This window comes from Acetobacter estunensis, assembly GCF_011516945.1.
Taxonomy (GTDB): Bacteria; Pseudomonadota; Alphaproteobacteria; order Acetobacterales; family Acetobacteraceae; genus Acetobacter; species Acetobacter estunensis.
Genome location: NZ_WOTH01000005.1, coordinates 101744 through 122247, shown reverse-complemented (window position 1 = coordinate 122247; position 20504 = coordinate 101744). Strand labels below are relative to the sequence as shown.

General features: G+C 58.9%; 18 protein-coding genes. 7 read left to right on the top strand and 11 right to left on the bottom strand.

Annotated features, from left to right (window positions below):
* Positions 1-3: 3 nt before the first annotated feature.
* Entirely contained in the window at positions 4-1527 is a 1524-nt protein-coding gene (locus GOB87_RS04390) for an efflux transporter outer membrane subunit (protein ID WP_166313322.1), read from the top strand.
* Positions 1524-2258: a pirin family protein gene (locus tag GOB87_RS04385; protein ID WP_166313321.1), complete on the top strand. Its 735-nt coding sequence runs from the start codon at positions 1524-1526 to the stop codon at positions 2256-2258. Before GOB87_RS04390 ends, GOB87_RS04385 begins: the two co-directional genes overlap by 4 nt.
* Positions 2259-2272: 14 nt before the next feature.
* Here GOB87_RS04385 and GOB87_RS04380 read toward each other — a convergent pair whose 3' ends face one another.
* Positions 2273-3508 carry an MFS transporter gene (locus GOB87_RS04380; protein WP_166313320.1) on the bottom strand — a complete coding sequence of 412 codons (1236 nt, stop codon included), beginning with the start codon at positions 3506-3508 and terminating at the stop codon, positions 2273-2275.
* Positions 3509-3874: 366 nt separating this feature from the next.
* Between GOB87_RS04380 and GOB87_RS04375 the strand changes: the two genes are divergently transcribed.
* Entirely contained in the window at positions 3875-4795 is a 921-nt protein-coding gene (locus GOB87_RS04375) for a DMT family transporter (RefSeq protein ID WP_242006149.1), read from the top strand.
* A gap of 3 nt (positions 4796-4798) precedes the next feature.
* Here the strand turns inward: GOB87_RS04375 and GOB87_RS04370 are convergent, their stop codons facing one another.
* Positions 4799-6301 carry a helix-turn-helix domain-containing protein gene (locus GOB87_RS04370; protein WP_166313319.1) on the bottom strand — a complete coding sequence of 501 codons (1503 nt, stop codon included), beginning with the start codon at positions 6299-6301 and terminating at the stop codon, positions 4799-4801.
* A 116-nt stretch (positions 6302-6417) separates the two neighbouring features.
* Here GOB87_RS04370 and GOB87_RS04365 point away from each other — a divergent pair, with 116 nt between their 5' ends.
* The 4 genes from GOB87_RS04365 to GOB87_RS04350 all read left to right on the top strand — a co-directional run bounded on the left by GOB87_RS04365 (position 6418) and on the right by GOB87_RS04350 (position 10457).
* Positions 6418-7932 (top strand): MmgE/PrpD family protein, encoded by a 1515-nt coding sequence (locus GOB87_RS04365; protein WP_166313318.1) that lies wholly within the window; start codon positions 6418-6420, stop codon positions 7930-7932.
* Positions 7933-7958: 26 nt separating this feature from the next.
* Positions 7959-9128, top strand: coding sequence for a bifunctional 2-methylcitrate synthase/citrate synthase (gene prpC / locus GOB87_RS04360; RefSeq protein ID WP_166313317.1), 1170 nt, complete (start codon positions 7959-7961; stop codon positions 9126-9128).
* The gene (gene prpB / locus GOB87_RS04355; protein ID WP_166313316.1) at positions 9125-10039 is read left to right on the top strand and encodes a methylisocitrate lyase; all 915 of its coding nucleotides are present in this window, start codon (positions 9125-9127) and stop codon (positions 10037-10039) included. The genes prpC and prpB overlap by 4 nt, the downstream gene beginning before the upstream one ends.
* 139 nt (positions 10040-10178) lie before the next feature.
* Complete coding sequence (locus GOB87_RS04350; protein WP_166313315.1) at positions 10179-10457, top strand: hypothetical protein; 279 nt, start codon at positions 10179-10181, stop codon at positions 10455-10457.
* Positions 10458-10526: 69 nt separating this feature from the next.
* On the opposite strand, the gene GOB87_RS04345 is transcribed toward GOB87_RS04350, so the two are convergent.
* From GOB87_RS04345 to GOB87_RS16730, 9 genes are all read right to left on the bottom strand, one after another.
* On the bottom strand, positions 10527-10889 hold the full coding sequence (locus tag GOB87_RS04345; protein WP_166313314.1) for a hypothetical protein: 363 nt from the start codon (positions 10887-10889) through the stop codon (positions 10527-10529).
* Between the two features lie 321 nt (positions 10890-11210).
* Positions 11211-11459, bottom strand: coding sequence for a hypothetical protein (locus GOB87_RS04340; protein ID WP_166313313.1), 249 nt, complete (start codon positions 11457-11459; stop codon positions 11211-11213).
* Positions 11460-11576: 117 nt separating this feature from the next.
* Positions 11577-12719 (bottom strand): AI-2E family transporter, encoded by a 1143-nt coding sequence (locus tag GOB87_RS04335; RefSeq protein WP_242006148.1) that lies wholly within the window; start codon positions 12717-12719, stop codon positions 11577-11579.
* 168 nt (positions 12720-12887) lie between these two features.
* Complete coding sequence (locus GOB87_RS04330) at positions 12888-15335, bottom strand: heavy metal translocating P-type ATPase (protein ID WP_166313312.1); 2448 nt, start codon at positions 15333-15335, stop codon at positions 12888-12890.
* A 192-nt stretch (positions 15336-15527) separates the two neighbouring features.
* Entirely contained in the window at positions 15528-16976 is a 1449-nt protein-coding gene (locus GOB87_RS04325; RefSeq protein WP_166313311.1) for an APC family permease, read from the bottom strand.
* Positions 16973-17788, bottom strand: a complete 816-nt coding sequence (locus GOB87_RS04320) for a carbon-nitrogen hydrolase family protein (protein ID WP_166313310.1) — start codon at positions 17786-17788, stop codon at positions 16973-16975. Before GOB87_RS04320 ends, GOB87_RS04325 begins: the two co-directional genes overlap by 4 nt.
* A gap of 99 nt (positions 17789-17887) precedes the next feature.
* On the bottom strand, positions 17888-18796 hold the full coding sequence (locus tag GOB87_RS04315) for a delta(1)-pyrroline-2-carboxylate reductase family protein (RefSeq protein WP_166313309.1): 909 nt from the start codon (positions 18794-18796) through the stop codon (positions 17888-17890).
* Between the two features lie 44 nt (positions 18797-18840).
* Positions 18841-19620 carry a CDP-diacylglycerol diphosphatase gene (locus GOB87_RS04310; protein ID WP_166313308.1) on the bottom strand — a complete coding sequence of 260 codons (780 nt, stop codon included), beginning with the start codon at positions 19618-19620 and terminating at the stop codon, positions 18841-18843.
* Between the two features lie 120 nt (positions 19621-19740).
* Complete coding sequence (locus tag GOB87_RS16730) at positions 19741-20145, bottom strand: hypothetical protein (RefSeq protein ID WP_166313222.1); 405 nt, start codon at positions 20143-20145, stop codon at positions 19741-19743.
* Positions 20146-20504: the final 359 nt, after the last annotated feature.

The following is a 20504-nucleotide window of genomic DNA, read 5'->3' as shown; positions in this document are numbered from 1 at the left end:
GTCATGAAGCGTGCGCTCCTTTTGCCTCTTTCTCTGGCCGTCCTCGCCGGATGCACGGTGGGGCCGGATTTTCACAAGCCGAAAGCGCAGGCTCCCGCTACGTGGCGTGACCCGCTTCCCGCCGCCGAAAGCCGCGTCACCACAGCCGCCGCCGATCCGGCATGGTGGAAAATCTTCAACGACCCGATGCTGACGGAACTGGAAACCGAGGTCGCGGCATCCAACCTCGACCTGCGGGCAGCTACCTTCCGTCTGGCGGAAAGCACGGCGGAGCGGCGTATCGCCAGCGCCGCGCAGTTCCCGCATATGGAAGCCAACGCCTCCTATGCCCGCGAGCGCGCCAGCACCAACGGCATCCTCGGCCTGATGGGCACCATGGAACAGGAGATGGCGGGCAATATCGCCAGCGGCACGCAGGGCTTCGGACCGGCCGCGCTGCCGGGCGGTGTGGGCAACCCCTCCTTCAATCTGCCGCAATACGGCATGAGCGCCTCATGGGAAGTGGATCTGTGGGGACATGTCCGCCGGCAGGTGGAGGCGGCCAATGCCGCCATGCGCGGCACGGAGGAGATGCGGCGCGGTATCCTCGTCTCTCTCATGGCTGAGACAGCGCAGGACTATATCGATCTACGCGCCACACAGTCGCAGATCGGCATCCTCAACCACAACATCGACATTGCGCGAAACAGCGTGAAACTCACCACCCTGCGCTTCGAGCAGGGAGCGGCCACGCGGCTGGATGTCGCGGAAGCGACCGGGCAGTTGCATGGGTTTGAATCCCGCCTCTCGCCACTCAAGAGCGAGGAAATCCATCTTCTCAACGCGCTGAGCTTTCTCGTCGCCCGCCAACCGGGCGAACTGGATGCACGTCTTGGCACACCTGCCGCCGTGCCACCCGTTCCGACCGACATTCCAGTGGGTCTGCCCTCCCAACTGGCCGAACGCCGCCCCGATGTCCGTATGGCGGTCGAGCGCCTTCATGCCGCAACTGCCAGCATCGGCGTGGCGATTGCGGACTTCTTCCCGCGCATCACGCTCTCGGGCAGTCTGGACGTACAGGCGCTTCAGTTCAGTGGTCTCGGCTCATGGGCCTCGCGGCAATATGGCTTCGGTCCGACAGCCACCCTTCCTCTCTTCGAGGGCGGACGCCTGACCGGTCAACTTCACCTGCGCAAGGCCCAGCAGCAGGAAGCCGCGACCGTGTTTCAGCGCACCGTGCTCAAGGCATGGGAAGAAATCGACGACGCGATGGCCGCGTTCACCGCCGCCCAGAACGAGCGCGATCGTCTGGCCGAGGCCGTGCATGAAAACGAGATCGCGGTGGAGACGGCCAAGGCGCAATATGTGCAAGGCTCGGCTGACTTCCTGAACGTGCTGACTTTGCAGAACGCGCTGCTGAACTCCCAGAGTACATTAGTCGCCTCAACGGCCCGTGTGGCAGAGTCTGTTACCCATCTCTATCGTGCGCTAGGGGGTGGCTGGGAGACGGTCTATCCTGTCCGCGCCCATCACGGGAGCCACGCATGATCACCGTCCGCCGCGCCGATACACTTGGCATTGCCCATGATGGGGGCGTCACTTTTCACTGCCACTTCGCTTTTGCGGACTGGCAGGACACCGCGCATGTGCATGAAGGACGCCTGCGCGTGGTTAATCAGGCCACTCTCATGTCGGGTGAAACCTGTCGTCTTGGGCCGGAAGCCAATGTGGACATCCTGAGTTGGGTGAAACGTGGTGGCCTGCATGTGCAGATTGATGAGTTTCCCCACGAAAGTCTGCCCGCGGGTGATCTGCATCTTGCCAGCACCGGAACCGGCTGCGTTCACCTGCAATGGACGGCGGACAAAGAGGGAGCCGAGTTCTTCCAGTTCTGGCTCATGAACGATACGGAAGGCGACACGCCGCTGCAGACCGTCCGAGCCGCTGATCCGGCTCAGGCAGATGGAGGCTTCCACATCCTCGCCTCCGGCTTCCCTGAAGATGACCCTGAGGACAGAACAGTGGTGGAAGACGGAAGCCCCGCCGTGCTCCGCGCCCGGGCGCGTTTTCTTCAGGCCACGATCCCGGCCGGTGAGGGAGCAGCTTACCAGACAAGCAGTGGGCGCGATCTTTATCTGGTCGTAGTGTCAGGACAGATGCGCATCGGGAATGAGGTACTCATGCCGGGTGACGGAGCCGCAGTGGAAGATGAGGACAATCTGGTCGTTATTGCTAAAGAGAGCGGCGTCGTGCTGCTCATGGACATCGCGGCAGTATAGGACTTTGCGGATCATCACTCGGCGGCTTCGGGAGCAAGCAAAGTAGAGTGCCTTTCACGACACAGCATCCATCCAGCCGCACCGAGGGCCGCCGCCATCAGCAGCAGACTGAATCCCGCAACACCATTCCAGCCGTCATGGCTCCAGAACCATCCACCCATCGTTCCAGCTATTGTACCGCCAAGGTAATAAGACAGCAGATAAAGCGAGGTTGCGTGCCCCCGATCCGTACGCGCCAGTCGTCCTACCCATGAACTGGCCACGGCATGAGCCGCAAAAAAACCGATGGTCACCAGCGCCACGCCTGCCACGATGAACCCGATCTGGGCGAACACACTCAACAGCACGCCAAACGTCATCGTGGCGATGCCTGCGACCAGCACTTTGCCACGTCCCATTCGGTCCGTCAGAAACCCTGCGAGAGACGAGGCGCCGATGCCGAAAACATAGATCAGAAACAGGTAGCCCTGCTGTGTCTGGGTAAAACCGTAAGGCGGTCTCATCAGGCGGTAACCCGCATAATTGAAGACAGCCATGAAACAGCCCATCACCAGAGCGCCGATCCAATAGATTGCCCTCAGCTCCGCAGTGCCCATATGACCGCGCCACGCTTTCAGGTGATAGGCCGCTCCGAGATTCCGGCGGGGCGCGAAATGCTGTGAAAGCGGCAAAAGGCGCACAAAACCCAAAGCGGCAGCCACATCGAGCAGCCCTACGCTTCCCAAGGCACCCCGCCAACCGTAGTGTTCCGCCAGCACACCGGCCCCCACGCGGCCGACCATGCCGCCAAAGGCCGTGCCCGCCACATAGAGACCCATCGCCAGTCCAAGCTCGGCAGGCTCAACTTCTTCTGCCAGCCACGTCATGGCGACTGCCGGCACGCCACCAAGGGTAAAGCCTTCCAGCAATCGAAGGCCAAGCAAAAAGGACCATGTAGGAGCTACTGCACAGGCAATATTGAGCAACGAGGACGCGAGCAGGGACGCAAACATCAGCTCCCGTCGCCCTGCCCGCTCGGACAGGATCGCCGCCAGCACAATGGCCACAGCAAGCGCAAAAGTGGAACATGAAAGAGGCAGTGAACTGGAAGCCGGAGAGACCCCAAAATCTCTCGCAAAGACCGGAAGCAACGGCTGCACACAGTAAAGAAGTGAAAAGGTGGCAAATCCCGCAAGGAACAGCGCCACGCTGGCACGGCGATATTGCGGTGAAACCCGCGTCAGTCGGGGAACGGTCTTCCTTTGATCCACAGAAAGCTCTTTCCCTTTGTCAGCGTCCACACCGGCGATTCATGCCAAGGCGCGCTCACCGTAGGGAAACGGGCGAAAACCGAGCAAGGATTTCGCATTTCCTTTCCCGTGAACGTGATCGGAAATGTAACTTATCGGAAACGAAGTGTTCTTTTGCTGCAACACATGCCCACTCAATGCACACGCAAGCGTGATTTCCGCTGGTCGCCCGGAGCATTCCTCCCTATCGGGACGCCGCAAGGCTGCTTTGCACGACATGGAAATGGAAACGGCTTCTCTCCACCTATCGAGCAGGAGTAAGCGAGGCAGTCATTCTTACAGGGCATCGGGCACTATCCGCCGCCCCGGAACAGAACGGAACGGGTCATGTACACCAATGCCATGTCGGGAATGCTGCAGGCCTTTCTGGCCTATGCGTCCTTTTCCATAAGCGACGCCTTCTCCAAGCTGCTGGCTGGACGTCTCGACCCGTTTGAAGTGGCCTTTTCCGGTGGCGTGTTCGGCTTCCTGATTCTGCCCTTCATCAAGCTCAAGCATGAATCATGGGCCGATATGGTGCACACGCCGCATTTCGGGATGTGGTGTGTTCGCGCTCTGGCCGTGTTTCTCGCCACTGCTTCCAGCGTGGAAGCCTTCATGCTGCTGTCCATGCCCGAAGCCCTGTCGCTGATGTTCCTCATGCCGTTCTTCGTCACCATCCTCTCGGTGACGTTCCTGCGTGAGAAGGTCAATGGCTGGGCATGGCTTTCGGTCGCGCTGGGCTTCATTGGTGTGCTGATCGTACTCAGACCCGGCTTTCGCGCCCTCGGATTTGGACACCTCTGCGCTCTGGTTGCCGCCGTGGCCAATGCGGTTGGCGTGATCGCCTACCGTCTTGCTGGCAACAACACACCTCGCCTCTCCTTGTTTGGATCCAGTCTGTTCGGCCCACTGATCGGTAACGGCATTCTCATGGCCCATGGAGCCACCATGCCGCAGGGCGTGGATTGGGCATATCTCTTCGGTTATGGCTTCCTTGCGGCTCTCGGCCAGCTTCTGCTGATGATGGCCACCGCCAGCGCTCCGGCCAATCGCGTGGCTCTGCCACAATACAGCCAGATGATCTGGGGCGTGGCGCTCAGCTACACCCTGTTCCGGCAACCCCTCGATATCTGGGAGATCGTGGGGGTGACCATCGTCACGCTTTCAGGGCTGGTGAACTGGATCCGCCAGAAGATCGTGACGCGCTACCTCGCCCTGCATGGCACGGCTCTGTCCAAAAACCCGCATATCGCCAATCAGGATTGATAATTACATAGTCGGCGCCTCATCCATCGGCACCATGTGATAGGGCAATACCCCCCTTTCCTCACCGCCTGCATCGATCTGGAACCCGGACGCCGGAATGGCGCGATGACGGCATTCCGTACGAATACAGGCGCGGCACCCCGGCCCAATGGGGATGATCGTGCGCTCGTCCGACAAATCCAGTCCCGCCGCGTAAACCAGTTCCGAAGCGTGCGCGATGGAGCAACCCAGCACCACCGCCACCCGACGCGGACGGTCGAAATATGACACCCCGGCATGTCCGACCGTTCGCGCCACGTTGAGAAACACGGCGTCATCCGTGTTGCGTGAGACCTGCACCTGCAACTCGCCCGGCGTGGCAAAGGCACGGAAGACATTCCACAATGAACACAATCCACCGAACCTTGGCAGATTGAATCGCGTTGCGCTGTATCCTTTAAGAATATTTCCAGCGATGTCGGTCTTGATGAAGTAGAATGGAATACCCTCTTCTCCCGGCCGCTGAAGCGTCGAGAGGCGGTGGCAGACCTGCTCGAAACTTACGCCGAACTGTCGCTGTAACTGATCGAGATCATGCCGTCTAAGCCGCGTAGCGTCACGAAAGCGCCGATAAGGTAGCAGCAACGCTCCCGCGAAATAGTTGCTCATGCCCACTCGCGCCAGATCGCGCGCATCCTCCGTGGACAGGCCGGAGCGCCGCACCACGCGATCAAGCAATTTGCCATATCCCAGCCGCCCGATGACCTGCGCCATCCAGAACACACTGCTTTCCGATGGCACACCATCCGACAGCAGAAGCCGCCGTCCACGCTTGTCGAAACGCCAGAGCATTGCGCGGCTGTCGAGTTCATTGTCGATCACGACGCGGATACCATGATGATCCTGAAGATAACGCGCCAGATTGACGGACAGCATCCCGTCCGAAAAACCTTCCCTCTCGTGCAGGTCTTCCGCCGCGCGATCGATCTCATCGAAATAGTTGCGCTCACGCTGCACCCAATCGCCCACGGCGTCATATGGTCCCACCACATCCATTGCGGAGCCTGAAGCCACACGTGCACCGGCCGTATCCACCTGTGGGGCCGCCAGCCCTTCTCCTGCTACCGGATGCAGGCTCTCGGACGCGCCACGCTCAGCCAATGTGCGGTAGGCGCGGTAGAGCGTCACGAAGCGATCCACCAACGCAGGCGCACCTTTCACCGCTGTCTGAAGTTCCGCTGGACGAAGCGAGGCCGATTTGAAAAGCGGATCGCCAAGGATCTCGCGCAAGCCCTGCATCTGCCGGATTTCATCGCTGTCACCGAAATAGGCCTCCGACACACCGAAGAGCGTGCAAAGTTTTGCCATCAGCGGGGGCGGAACGGGACGCTGATCGTTCTCGATCTGATTGAGATAACTCGCGGAAAGGCCCAGTTCGGCCGCCATCGCCTGTTGGGTTTTCCGAATGCGGCCGCGCAATTCACGTATTTTCGATCCCGCGAAAATCTTCGTCCGGCGAGCCGTCATATTCGCATCCTTCGCAAGATCTGCCCTACCCATTGCCCGAATTCACCGCATGTGCATAGCGCGCAGCACACGCGATCCGCCACGCTCGTCCTGTCAGCAAGGAACGGGAACACCCCATGCATACATACGACGTCGCGGTTCATCCCGAAAAGGACCGCCTTCCCCGCGAGAAGCAACTCGCATGGCACATTGCCGAGGTGGCCGCCGATCCAGTCGAGATCGAGCCTGCCGTCAGCGATATGATCATCAACCGCGTGATCGACAACGCCTCTGTCGCCATCGCCTCCGCAAACCGTCATTCCGTCATGAGCGCCCGGGCAGAAGCGCTGGCGCATGCGCGTCCCGGTGGCGCCACCCTTTTCGGCGCCGGTCCGGACATTCGCGTGCATGCCGAATGGGCCGCCTGGGCCAATGGCACGGCTGTGCGCGAACTGGATTTCCACGACACATTTCTCGCGGCGGAATATTCGCATCCGGGTGACAACATTCCCGGCATCCTTGCGGTGGCGCAGCAATGCCAACGCTCGGGCCACGATCTGATCCGCGGCATTGCCACGGGCTATGAAATCCAGATCAATCTTGTGCGCGGCATCTGCCTTCATGCGCACAAAATCGACCATGTGGCGCATCTCGGCCCCTCCGTGGCCGCAGGCATCGGCACGCTGCTCGGTCTGCCGACCGAGACAATCTATCAGTCCATCCAGCACGCACTGCATGTAACCACCGCCACCCGTCAAAGCCGCAAGGGCGAGATTTCCTCATGGAAAGCCTATGCCCCTTCCCACGCTGGCAAGATGGCCGTGGAAGCCGTGGACCGCGCCATGTTGGGTGAGACCTCACCAAGCCCGATCTATGAGGGCGAGGACGGTTTCATCGCGTGGATGCTCGACGGCAAGGACGCTCATTACGTCGTCCGGTTGCCCGAGAAAGGCGAGGCCAAACGCGCGATCCTCGACAGCTACACCAAGGAACATTCGGCGGAATATCAGAGTCAGGCTCTGATTGATCTAGCTTTCCGGCTGGGTAAGCAGGTGAAAAACTGGGACGATGTAAAGGACGTTCTGATCGAAACCAGTCATCACACGCATTACGTCATCGGCACCGGCTCCAACGATCCGCAGAAGTTCGATCCAAAAGCCTCCCGCGAAACACTGGATCATTCGATCATGTATATCGTTGCGGTCGCCCTGCAGGATGGCGCGTGGCACCACGTCCACTCCTACGCATCAGAACGCGCAAACCGTACCGACACAATAAGGCTATGGCAGAAGATTCACACGGTCGAACGACCCGAATGGACGGAGCGCTATCACTCCACCGATCCGAACGTGAAGGCTTTCGGCGGCCGCATCACCATCACCCTGAACGATGGCACCATTATTTCCGATGAACTGGCCGTGGCTAATGCCCATCCTCTCGGCGCAACCCCGTGGACGCGCCCGGACTACCTCCGCAAGTTCCGCACGCTGACGGAGGGCATCATCACACCACAGGAGGCCGACCGCTTTCTTGAAGTGGCGCAACGCCTGCCGGAATTATCCGCCAAAGAACTGTGTGAACTCGAAATCACCCTGCCCGCAGGCGAACTGAAAAGAAACCCAGAAATCGGAATCTTCGCTTACGAACAGTAGAAGAGAAACGAAGAGGAGCCGCCATCATGACGCAGACCTCTCACGAAAATCGTCCAAAAAAATCCGTGGCGCTTTCCGGTGTTGCGGCCGGAACCACGTCGCTCTGCACAGTCGGCCACGGCGGCAATGACCTGCATTACCGCGGCTATGACATCAAAGATCTTGCGGAACACTGCGAGTATGAGGAAGTCGCGCATCTCCTGATTCACGGTCATCTGCCCGACGTCGCGGAACTGGCCGTCTACAAGGAACACCTTCGCTCCATGCGCGGTCTGCCCGAGCAGGTAAAGCGCGTGCTGGAACAAATCCCGGCTGCCGCGCATCCCATGGACGTGATGCGCACCGGCCTGTCTGTTTTGGGATGCGTCCTGCCCGAACGCCGCGACCAGAACCCTGTCGGTGCGCGTGAGATCGCGGATCGTTGCCTCGCCTCGCTCGGATCGATCCTGCTCTACTGGTATCATTTCGCGACCAATGGTCGCCGCATCGAAGTCGAAACTGACGACGACAGCATCGGCGGTCATTTCCTCCATCTCCTGCATGGTCAGGCACCGCCTGCGGAATGGGTGAAGGCCATGCATGTCTCGCTCATTCTCTATGCCGAGCATGAATTCAATGCCTCCACCTTCGCAGGCCGGGTGATCGCTGGCACCGGTTCGGACATCTATTCCGCATTATGCGGCGGTATCGGCGCTCTCCGTGGACCGAAACATGGGGGTGCCAACGAGGTCGCACTGGAAATTCAGCAGCGTTACCTCACACCGGATGAAGCGGAAGCCGATATCCGCCGTCGCATCGACAACCGTGAGGTCATCATCGGTTTCGGCCATCCGGTTTATACGGTTGCCGATCCGCGCAACGAGATCATCAAACGCACAGCCTTCGAACTTTCAAAACGCAGTGGCGCGATGCGCCTTTACAACGTGGCGGAGCGGATCGAGACCGTCATGCGCGAAACCAAAAAAATGTTTCCCAATCTCGATTGGTTCAGCGCGGTTTCCTACAGCATGATGCGCATCCCGACCGCCATGTTCACACCGATCTTCGTCATCGCGCGTTCAGCGGGCTGGAGCGCCCATGTCCTCGAACAACGCGAAAACGGCAAGATCATCCGTCCTTCCGCAGAGTATATCGGGCCGGAAGACCGTCCATTCATTCACATCAACAAACGCGGACATATGGAGAAGGCAGCATGACCTATCTGGTCGGTTCCGAAAACCCGAGTGAATCCGCAGGAGTGCGCTTCCGCAAACTTCTCGATGCATCCGGCATTCTTCAGCTTCCGGGCGCGCATAACGGGCAGGCCGCGCTTCAGGCGAAAGATGCGGGTTTTGAAGCGCTGTATCTCTCCGGTGCCGCCATGACCGCGAGCATGGGCCTGCCGGATCTGGGGATCATCACCATCAATGAAGTGACGTTTTTTATCCGCCAGATCGTCCGCGCTTCCGGTCTTCCCATTCTGGTCGATGGTGACACAGGATATGGCGAAACGCTCAATGTCATGAACATGGTGCGCGCGTTTGAGGAAGCGGGCGCGGGGGCTGTACATCTGGAAGACCAGTTGCTGCCCAAGAAATGCGGGCATCTCAATGACAAGAAACTCGCGTCCTTGGACGAGATGGTCATGAAGGTCGATGCCGCCCGCCGCGCCGCCCGTGACATCGTGATCGTTGCCCGTACGGACGCCGTGGCCAGCGAAGGCATGGACGGAGCCGTGGCACGGGCAAAACGGTATGTAGCAGCCGGAGCGGATGCAATCTTTCCCGAAGCACTGACCACTGCGGATATGTTCCGCGAATTCGCACGCAGGATGCCCGGCGTACGCCTGCTGGCCAATATGACGGAGTTTGGGCGCACCCCCTTTTTCACGGCCGAAGAGTTTGAGAATATGGGATATCGGATGATCATCTGGCCCGTCAGTTCACTGCGCGTCGCCAACAGGGCACAGGCGGATCTTTACGCCACACTCAAACGCGACGGCAGCACGCAGACCATGGTGCCGCGGATGCAGACGCGGGAAGAACTTTACCGCACGTTGCGCTACCATGAATACGAAGCGTTGGACCGCAACATTGTGGAAACGGTGTTGCCTGCACTGGGCTGCTAATCATCACGGCGTGGAAGAGCAGAGCCAAAGGAGAAAAGCGCCTGTTACGGAGCATTTCTTTCTGTTACGTGCATTTTCACTATCAGTTAGGAAATGAGAGCGAACAATTCGACGTACCTCTTACGCAAGGAGTAACGTCATGTCGTCTTCCATTTCCTCCCTCGGCACGAGCGCCGTATCGAGTCTGTTCGGTGACACGTCTTCGGGATCTTCCTCGGTTTCGTCTGACTCGTCTTCGGCGTCTTCCTCTTCTTCCGACACCACGACCCAGACCCTGAACAGCGATGGCACCCTCACCATCACTGTGACGGACGCACAGGGCAATGTGGTCTCCACGACCACCGAGGGCACACCGCGCACCGCCAGTTCTTCGGACTCGGACTCAGACGCAGCGAACTCCGTCGATTCCTACGCCTGATCTTAATACGTCACAAAAAACCGCCCGGCATAAACCGGGCGGCTTCTACAGATTTCTAAAATTCAGAAATCAGGCCGTCGTCGTGCAGCTGGACGTCGTTGTGCTGCACGCAGGCACACCCGTGTAGTTCGAGCCATGGATGATCCCGTTGAGGATCTGCTGGAACGACTCATTCTGGCAGGAACCACCCGTGCCCGGGGTCGGAGCAACCGGCGTGGTGTTGCCACCGCAGGAACCGCCTGTGTGCCATGACGGAGCCGGCCCCCAGCCATCACATGAACCACCGCCCCAAGCCGGGGCCCAGCTGCCACATCCACCCCAAGACCAAGACGCGCCGCCACCGCAGCCGCCCCAAGCGGGCGCAACCCAGCCGCCACCAAAGCTGCAGCCACCTGAAACTTCGTTGATTTCAGCTGTGTTTAATTCACGCATTTTTCTATCTCCGTCACATGAAATGGACGAAACGTAAAAAACGCAGACAGCAACAATTGTCAATAATTCGTTTACAAAATTTTCAAAGCAAGTCAAAAAATATCGAAATGTAACAAAATCAACATTTGGACAGATTTTCGCCATCGGAATGACGGAGTTCCAAGATAACCGCAGTATTCGGTCACACACCGTCTACCATGCGACATAGTGCTTCGCAGTTACCGTTCTGTCCGACCAGCGTGAGTTTTCTTCCACAAACAAAAAACCCACGCCCCGCCAGAAAGCAGAACGTGGGCTGGGAAACTCGTAACGCGGAAAGATTCAGACTTCTTCGTCTTCTTCATCCTCGTCTTCACCGTCATCTTCAATCACGACGGCCACGCTGATCTCACCGCCGCCCTGTGCCTGAAGCGCCGTGGCGTCCGCATCCGCTTCGTCCTCGCTTTCATAGAGCTTGGCGTCGTTTGGATCGTCCGACCACTTTGTCTCCGGGTTCCAGAAGTCGAGTTCACCGTCTTCGGACTCGCGCTGGATCAGATAGCCGACAATGACTTCTTCTTCGTCGTTCATGGATGTCTCTTTCCTTCTGGACAGATCACGCATGGCATATTGAACGGGAAACGATAAGCGAAAGTTTTGCGTTCCCTCACTTTCCTTCCAGACAGCCATTTCGGGGAAATCATCGCCTCACTTTTCAACGGGCAACGCATGCGCCCCCGCCGCGCTCATAGAGCCGAACCGCCACATCAGATGCGCCAACGCCATCAACACTGGCCCGATAAACAGACCCAAAAGCCCCCAGCCCTCAAGACCGCCCAAAATCCCAAGCAGCACCCACACGAAGGGCAACCTGATCGATCCGCCGATCAGGACAGGGCGAATAAAATGATCGGCAAGAAACAGCACGATCATGCCAAATACACCCACTCCAACGGCGGCTCCCACTGTTCCTTTGACAAGGATAACCACCACAGCCAGCGCCACAGCCAAGCCGCCGAGCATCGGAATCATGGACATCAAAGCCGTGAACACGCCAAGCAGCAGAGCCTGTGGCGCTCCAGCAATGATATAGGCCACCGTAATCAGCGCGCCCTCACCCAGACCCACCAGCACCAACCCCGCCATGGCACCACGCACGGCCCCCACGACCTGAGAACGGAGCAACTCACCCCGCGGACCGAACAGGCGCCAGAGCACGACATTCATATGCCGGACCACAGCCGGGCCTGCTTTGAGGAAGAAGAACAGTACAAGCAGGGTAAAACCGAACAGAACCAGCGTGTTGGCCACACCCTGCCCGACATGATCGATCGTCCGCAGAGGCTGCCCCGGATGAAGACGATGCAGAAGCTGCTGCACACCTGACGGATCGGCCAGATTGGCCTGCCACCAATGCTCCAACTGCGCCCGCCCCCATGGCACGGAGGAGAGCCACGCCGGTTCCGGCAAGCCATACTCATGGATGTCGCGCACCCACGCTGCCGCATCGCGCGCCTGACTGGCCGCGATCCCGCCAATAACCATCGTCGGTACACCAAAAATCAGGGCAATGCCCAGAACGATAATGGCCGGCAGAACAATATCCGCATGGCGGGGTGACCACTTCCGTTGCAGCCATCCCAGAAGAGGCCAGCAGACGATCGCCAGCACGCCGCCCCACACAAGAGAGACCCGAAACCGCCCCAGAGTGTAGAGCGCCAGCGCGGCCACAACCGCCACAAGAACACCTTGCGCCCAGAACTGGAAGGGGCCACGGCCGGGACGAAATGAACGGCGCATTTCCTGCTCATCGGAAGATTGGCTGGAAGTGCAATGAGACGTCGTGTTCATGCTGACTTTCGAATTATGGAAGATGGACAGGCCACCGAACAACAGAAGGCACATAATCGCCCTTCTGACCGTTTTCGCAAAGAGATCAGGATGTTCGAGGCGAAAGACGGCCTCTCAACGCACGATGTCGCCACAGGTTTGACACCCCAGCACCTGAACGTGCGCATGTCAGCGTGGCGAGAACCGTCGCAACCGAAGCGCGTTGCCCACCACAAACACGCTGGAAAACGCCATCGCCCCCGCTGAAAAAACAGGAGACATCTGCCAGCCGAACAGAGGCTCGAACACGCCCGCGGCCAAGGGAACGAGCGCCGTGTTATAGGCAAACGCCCAGAACAGATTTTGCCGGATATTGGCAATCACCGCTCTGGAAAGCGCGATGGCCGTGCAGACAGTCTCGGGATTGCCGGACATCAGCACGACATCCGCTGCCTCCATCGCAATGTCGGTGCCCGACCCCATTGCCATCCCCACATCCGCTTCCGCCAGAGCCGGTGCGTCGTTGATGCCGTCACCCACATAAGCCAGCAGGCCGTCCGCTACCTTCAGTTTGCGAATGGCCTCCACCTTTCCGGCCGGCAGCACCTCGGCCACCACCGTATCGATTCCAGCCTGACGGGCGATGGCGCTTGCGGTGTGCGCATTGTCGCCTGTCACCATGGCCGTCCGCAGTCCCATGGCGTGAAGATGGGTGATGGTCGCAACCGTGGTAGGTCGCAATGCATCGGCCACGGCAAGAATGGCCGTCAGCCGCCCATCGAGAGCCACATAAAGGGGCGTGCGACCCAGTTCTCCCAGATGCACGGCCTGAGAGGCAAACGCCGCTACATCCAAGCCGAGATCGCGCATGTAGCGATCCGCGCCCACCGCAACCGTTCGCCCTTCCACCGAGGCCCGCACGCCTCCGCCCGTTACACTCTCAAACGCCGAAACATCTGGCAGAACGGTGTTTCCGACTGCTGCTACAATGGCTCGTGCGATCGGGTGTTCGGAGCGCGCTTCCACCGCTGCGGCCAGACGCAGAACCTCCTCCCGCTCGAAGCCCTCCGCCACGGTCATATCCGTCAGTTCAGGGTGCCCCTGTGTGAGCGTTCCGGTCTTGTCGAACGCCACGACTTTTGTGTCCTTCAACGTCTGAAGCGCTTCTCCTTTACGAAACAGCACGCCAAGTTCAGCGCCACGCCCTGTGCCGACCATCACGGAGGTGGGCGTCGCCAGTCCCATCGCGCAGGGACAGGCAACAATCAGTACCGATACAGCCCGCACCAGAGCGACGCCCAGTGCCGGTGTCGGCCCGAAGACAAGCCAGATCACGAAAGTCACAGCGGCGATGAGAAGAATGATCGGCACGAACCACATCGTCACACGGTCCACCAACCCCTGAATCGGCAGCTTCGAGGCCTGCGCGTCCTGCACCATGCGGATGATCTGCGCGAGTGTGGACGCCTCCTCCACTGAAGTCGCCCTGACAGTCAGCGTGCCGTTCTGGTTCACGGTTCCACCGACAACGCTTTCCCCAGAATGACGCGCCACCGGCACGGGTTCGCCTGTAATCATCGACTGATCGACGTAACTTTCGCCCTCCGCCACCACTCCATCGACGGGAATACGTTCTCCCGGCCGGATCAGAACCAGATCGCCACTTTTCACCTCTCCAACCGGCACTTCGGCAGGTGTGCCATTACGAAGAACCACGGCTGCACGGGCCTGCAATCCCGCCAATTTACGAATAGCGTCCGATGTGCGCCCTTTCGCGCGGGCTTCCAGAAGTCGGCCCAACAGAATGAGCGTCACGATAACCGCGGCAGCTTCATAATAAACCTGCACGGCGCCAGCAGGCAGCAACCGGGGAGCGAATGTGGCGATTACCGAATATCCCCACGCCGCCAGCGAACCGATGGCCACAAGCGAATTCATTTCCGGCGCCAGATGCACCAGAGCGACGAACCCGGTGCGAAGGAAGCGCCAACCGGGCACGAACAGAACAATCGAAGTCAGGATGAACTGGAGGATCCAGTTCGTTCTCATGCCTATGACGTGGTCCAGCAGGTGATGAAAACCGGGGATCATATGACCGCCCATTTCCATCAGAAAAACGGGAAGAGTGAAGACCAGTGCTAGGATAAAAGCGCGGGTGAGAGAGACGGTTTCCGCCTGACGACGTTCGGCTGCCTCGCCGATGTCGCGCCCTCCATCCTCTGTAATCCGGGCATCATACCCGGCCCTCTCCACTGCTGCGATCAGGTCTGAGGCGTCCGCCTGTCCTGTCACAATGGCCTGTTCTGTTGCGAGATTGACGGAAACATCCTGCACGCCCGGCACAGCGCGCAGAACTTTCTCTACACGGCCGACGCAGGAGGCACAGGTCATGCCGTCAATGGCGAGATCGACCGTCTGAGCAGGCACTCCGTAGCCTGCGGCTGTAATGGCGCGAACGAGTGTTGGAAGTGTGACGGAGGCGTCAGCCGTCACATCGGCACTTTCGGTGGCAAGGTTAGCGCTTACATCTTTCACGCCTTCGACACGTCGAAGCACCTTTTCCACACGCCCAACGCAGGACGCACAGGTCATGCCTTCGATAGGGAGATGACGGAGCACGTCGGACGTGGAGGGCATGAGAAGGCCGTTTGTTTTTTTGAACTTACCCCACTGAGGGTATCGAAAATCATATGGGATATATACAAATATTTTATTTATATACGATCACGAAACCACACGACAAAGCAGAATAAAATTCAAATATAGATGATTTTCATCAAATAAAAACGGTGGGGAGCCACTTCACCTGCCTCCCCACACTTCCCCAATTCAGGATCTGACCGCCACACCCTCTTCCAGAATGCCTTCAACCGACATGTCGCGGCACATACCAAGTCCCAGCGCCACAAACGGCAGAGCTCCAAGACATGTACTGATCACAAGCGACAAACCGGTGATCGTGGTGAAATTCTCCAGAATAACGAACAACACCAGCGCCATCAGGAACGTCGTCAGCATAGGCAACAGAGCCGTCTTGAACTTACGCTCCTTCACCAGCGTCGGACGCGCACGAAAAAATGCCACCACAGCGCACGATGTCAGGATCATCAGCAGCACGATGCCGACCGTGGAAATGCCCGCCATCGAACCGTAGACCGTCACCAGCGGGTCGGCCCCCGACAATGCCGCAAGTACCATCAGCACGAGCGCCGTGAGCGTCTGCACGACCGAAGCGGCGTGCGGCGACTCATGATGGTCATGCGTGCGGGCAAGGAAGCTCGGCAGCACCCCTTCGCGTCCCAGCACGAGCTGATACCGCGCGATGATGTTGTGAAAAGACAGCACACAGGCAAACAGACTGGTCAGCAGCAGCACCGCCATGATCTGCTTCACCACATTGCCGGCGTAACGGCCTGCCGTTTCCAGCACCATGTTGCCGCCATCCGCCAGATAGCGCTGCGCCACGCCCGTCACCGCATCCGGCCCCCACGCCATGATGATGCACCAGCAGGAGAAGGCATAAAACACGCCGATAATGATGACCGCGCCATAGGTCGCACGCGGAATGGTGCGTTCCGGATCACGTGCCTCATCACGGAAAATGGCCGTCGCCTCAAATCCGATGAAGCCTGTAATGGCAAAAAGAAGAGCCACAGCAAACGGTCCAGTGACCGGTGGTGTCGCGCTGGGCGGCGGCATGACGGGCGATGGATGGATCAGAATGGCCGCGTTCATGACCAGCACCACACCGATTTCCAACACCAGCGCCGTTCCCAGCAGCCGTGAACTGAGATCGATGTGACGGTATCCCAGAAACGCCACCAACGCGAGCGCCCCCCCGGCATAGCCCCACCATGGGAGATGAGGACCGCCCCACTGCCGAACGGTATCGTCCACTGCCCAGCCGAAGAAACCATACACACCAAGCTGGATCGCCGTGTACGTCAGAAGCGCGAGAAAAGCGCTGCCCCGCCCGACACGACCACCGAGACCCGCGCGGATATAGGAGAAGAACGCTCCTGCATCCTTCATGTAAGGCGCCATGGTCACGAAGCCGACCGAGAACAGCAGCAGCACGATGGCGGCCGCCACAAACCCGGTCCATGCCTGCGCGCCATTACCCTGTGCAATGGCCAGTGGCACGTTACCGCTGATGACGGTCAACGGTGCCGCAGCCGCCACGACCATGAAAATAATCTCCGTCACGCCCAGATTTCCCGAAAGACGCGCGGATGGTCCCTCACCGGGCAGAGTAAGTGGGCTACTGGTTTCCTTCATGCGACATTCCCCACAGGTTCGACGGCAAGCCGACGATAAGCCGCAGGCCGCCTGTCCAGAAGATACGGATTTTCGGTCTGTGCCCGCACCACCGCGCCGGGCTCGACATCGGCCAGAATCAATCCGTTGCCGCGCTCGATACGGGCAAGGACGGTGGCGTCAGGCGCCACGATCTGACTGTTGCCGACATAAACCGTACTGCCTTCCCGACCGTCGTGGTCGATATAGGCAACATAGATCTGGTTCTCCCACGCGCGGGTGCGGATGACCTCCCGGGCCACGAAGGTGAACGGCTCCATCTGCGCTGTGGGCACCAAAAGCGCCTCGCACCCACCAAGGGCAACAGCGCGGACATATTCAGGAAACTCAACGTCGTAACAGATCATGGTGGCGATCTTCACACCATGAAACGGCACGATCTCGGGCAGGGCATCCCCCGGCACGAAGAATGCGCGGTCCAGTTCCCCGAACAGATGCTGCTTTCGGTAGCGCGTCAGTTCGCGCCCATCGGCATCGATCAGGATCGCACTGTTATAGAGCTTGCGTGGTCCCAGTTCTTCCGCGCTCTCGGCCAGCCCCACGAGAATGGCGAGACCGTGCATGACCGCCATCTGTCGCACCGCAGCGAGCGCATCGACGCGCGCCAGATCGAAAAGCTGCGGGCCGATGTCATAGCCTGTGACGAACAGTTCCGGCGTGACAAGGATGTCCGCTCCCTGCGCACGTGCATCGGCTGCCGCCCGGTCGAGTTCCGCAAGGTTGGCCGCGATGTTTCCCGGTGTTCCGGCCGTCTGAAGTCCGGCAATGCGCATGCGTCTGTCCGCTTCCTCATGGCAATCTTCCGATCACCATACAGAAGCGGAAATACGTTTCAATATCGAAATAACATCACTGGCCTGTGAAGGGCACGTTCAGACCGCGTCCTCCTTCTCCTCCACCACGACGCGGCAAGCCGCCAGATCCCACGCCGCGCATCCCACGGATTTGAAGAACACCGGTTCATCCGTCGATGGCGGCTCTTTCAGCGCATCGGCAAGCGATCTCACGCTCGCCCAGTCCACATCCGCCTGAATGAGATCGCCTGCCTCCGAAGGAGCGCCTTGCGGATCGTCCACATAGAGGCTGCTTTCCCGAACGATCCTTGGCCCAACCTCGATCATGTCCGGGCGAAACGCTCCAACCCCAATGACGAGTGTGTCCGGGTGAGGCGCAGCGTCATAAATGACCTCCCGACTGGACGTGACGGTGATAACCGCGTCGAACCGTCCCTCATCGCCGGTTTCAGGCCGCAGGTCGCATTCAGGCGTGACATGCCTGAGACAGAACCCTCGCGCCTTCTCGGGCGAGCGCGCTCTGATGAAGATCGTAACGCCCGGATAAAGCGCTGCCAGCGCGTCACAATGCGCCACGGCCTGCGCGCCTGTGCCCACGAGCAGCACACGCCGAACAGGTTCACGTCGGAAGATACGGATGCCCAGCATGCTGATGGCCGCCGTACGCCGCATGGTCACGGTGGGACCGTCCAACCCAAAAAGCAGTTCGCCCGTGCCCGCATCCGCGCACGTCACCTGTCCCTGAATGATCGGTCGCTCCGAGCCTGCATTAGCGGGGCAGATGGTCAGCAATTTGGTGACAAGCAGGTCCGGGCTTGCGCAGGGCATGGCCATCAGTAGCGTTGAACTGCCGGGGGCCTGCGTCACCACACGCTCGGGACAGATGAGACGCCCCTGCGCATAATCCAGCACCGTGCGTTCCAACGCATCGAGTAGGGCAGAAAACGGCAGGAGGCGCTGCGTTTCAGCGGCGGAATAAAGTTTCATGTCGCTCTTTTAAACCATCATGACTGCCGCCGATATGATGGCCGTCACCGACTGGATGGCTTGCCGATTGGCCGGACAAGAGGATCGAGCGCGACAATAGCACAGCTATGATCCTGCAATTCTTCGGCTGAGCCACGGTTTTTGTGCGCAAGATCCGCCACGTCATTGAGGATCAGGAAACCGGGTTGGTTGTCCTCAAAGGTTTCAGGAACAACGGCAAGCGTGTGGTGCCCCATTTCAAACTCAGGATGCCGCAGGGATTGCGCCAGACGAAGAAAGGGCTTCACGCCAGCAAGGTTCATGCCATTCACACGCATGGCCCGATAGGGATGACCTCGCAGCAAAGCCGGAAGGAACGCCCACTGTGAGGAAACAGCTTCGCGCATATAATAGAGAGCGACTTTTATTTCGGGTCTGATGCACTCCACATGAATATGGAACTGATTCTGGGAGCGACCGTCCTGTGAATTGATGGCAAGTGCGACATCTTCACGCGGCAGGCGAACGCCATACCCTTCACCAACACGGAAAGCCTGTGCCCAGGCATGGGCAAAGTAATCCGGCGTCGCAGGATCGCGCAGAGCAGGTGATTCCATGCCGGAATTACGGTCGGTTGGAATCAGGAGATATTGCGATCGTCCCTCAATACTTTTCAGAACCGCAACCCGATGAGGACTGTCGAGAACCGCGCAGGCTCCCGGGCCATGAGAAATATCCTGAGAAGCACAGCGCTCATGCACGATGTGCCATAGGGCATCCGGATTGGCAGCACGAACAGGCAGCGCAAAAGACAGTCCGACGAGACAGGAGCCAGACAGAAACAACCCCGGAATCCTTCGCGCGATGTGTGAAACCCACTGTGTCATCAACCATTCTGATCGCACGAAACACGGTCGAATGCATTTGAAGGTTATGCGTTCAGCAAGTACGTCTCGCGATTGCGCTCACCATTTGATCCGCATGCCAGCCGTCAGCGCAGCCGTTCCAACATTGCTTCCAGTATTGGTTTCACGATGTCCCGCGAACATATTGATGGTCAGATCCATTCCCGGCACCCCTTTGACGGGATAGGCCGCCGTAATGGTCCGGCCGGTTTCCATCGGGACGGGGCTGCTGTTGCTCTGTTCGATGTTGAACGGCCCGATATGGCGTATGCCGTCTTTTTCTTGCGGCTTCAGGGACAATGCCGGAGCCGTGACGTAATAGTCTTTTTCAGGCGAAGTCAGTTTCGTGCCGCTCGGTAAAGCCATGCCTGCGTGAGCAGTAGAGGAAGAGAGGTTCGCACCTCCCGAACTTGAGGGAGGAATGAAATAAGGTGCCGGACTGGCTACACCATAGGTCACAGGCATCAGGAAGACTACGAAACTAAACCTGCAGAATGACCTCTGTCGTCCCCACCGACCGAAACCGAAGCAGGTGTTACGGGTGCCCGCAACCGGAAAAAATATCGCACTCACTGCATGGCTCCGCACTGTAACGTGCCAGCAACACACCGCAAAAAAGCGCTCTTCGGCAAATCAACAAATAAAACGAAAAACCCATATAAGATACAGGGCGTTATCTTAGCAGATACCCAACAAACACTTCAGCTCTTCAGGAAAATTAAAAACGCTTATTCTTAAATTCCGAGTGAATGAATATTTTAAGCACTATCGACAGCCAGCAAATCCCCAGTATCGACGCATCGGGCTACCGTTGCGGCCGTCAC

Bases quoted from the DNA above. Each gene is read 5' to 3' on its own strand.
- GOB87_RS04390 (WP_166313322.1), top strand. From the start codon at position 4: ATGAAGCGTGCGCTCCTTTTGCCTCTTTCTCTGGCCGTCCTCGCCGGA.
- GOB87_RS04385 (WP_166313321.1), top strand. From the start codon at position 1,524: ATGATCACCGTCCGCCGCGCCGATACACTTGGCATTGCCCATGATGGG.
- GOB87_RS04375 (WP_242006149.1), top strand. From the start codon at position 3,875: ATGTACACCAATGCCATGTCGGGAATGCTGCAGGCCTTTCTGGCCTAT.
- GOB87_RS04370 (WP_166313319.1), bottom strand. From the start codon at position 6,301: ATGACGGCTCGCCGGACGAAGATTTTCGCGGGATCGAAAATACGTGAA.
- GOB87_RS04365 (WP_166313318.1), top strand. From the start codon at position 6,418: ATGCATACATACGACGTCGCGGTTCATCCCGAAAAGGACCGCCTTCCC.
- prpC (WP_166313317.1), top strand. From the start codon at position 7,959: ATGACGCAGACCTCTCACGAAAATCGTCCAAAAAAATCCGTGGCGCTT.
- prpB (WP_166313316.1), top strand. From the start codon at position 9,125: ATGACCTATCTGGTCGGTTCCGAAAACCCGAGTGAATCCGCAGGAGTG.
- GOB87_RS04350 (WP_166313315.1), top strand. From the start codon at position 10,179: ATGTCGTCTTCCATTTCCTCCCTCGGCACGAGCGCCGTATCGAGTCTG.
- GOB87_RS04345 (WP_166313314.1), bottom strand. From the start codon at position 10,889: ATGCGTGAATTAAACACAGCTGAAATCAACGAAGTTTCAGGTGGCTGC.
- GOB87_RS04340 (WP_166313313.1), bottom strand. From the start codon at position 11,459: ATGAACGACGAAGAAGAAGTCATTGTCGGCTATCTGATCCAGCGCGAG.
- GOB87_RS04335 (WP_242006148.1), bottom strand. From the start codon at position 12,719: ATGAACACGACGTCTCATTGCACTTCCAGCCAATCTTCCGATGAGCAG.
- GOB87_RS04330 (WP_166313312.1), bottom strand. From the start codon at position 15,335: ATGCCCTCCACGTCCGACGTGCTCCGTCATCTCCCTATCGAAGGCATG.
- GOB87_RS04325 (WP_166313311.1), bottom strand. From the start codon at position 16,976: ATGAAGGAAACCAGTAGCCCACTTACTCTGCCCGGTGAGGGACCATCC.
- GOB87_RS04320 (WP_166313310.1), bottom strand. From the start codon at position 17,788: ATGCGCATTGCCGGACTTCAGACGGCCGGAACACCGGGAAACATCGCG.
- GOB87_RS04315 (WP_166313309.1), bottom strand. From the start codon at position 18,796: ATGAAACTTTATTCCGCCGCTGAAACGCAGCGCCTCCTGCCGTTTTCT.
- GOB87_RS16730 (WP_166313222.1), bottom strand. From the start codon at position 20,145: ATGCCTGTGACCTATGGTGTAGCCAGTCCGGCACCTTATTTCATTCCT.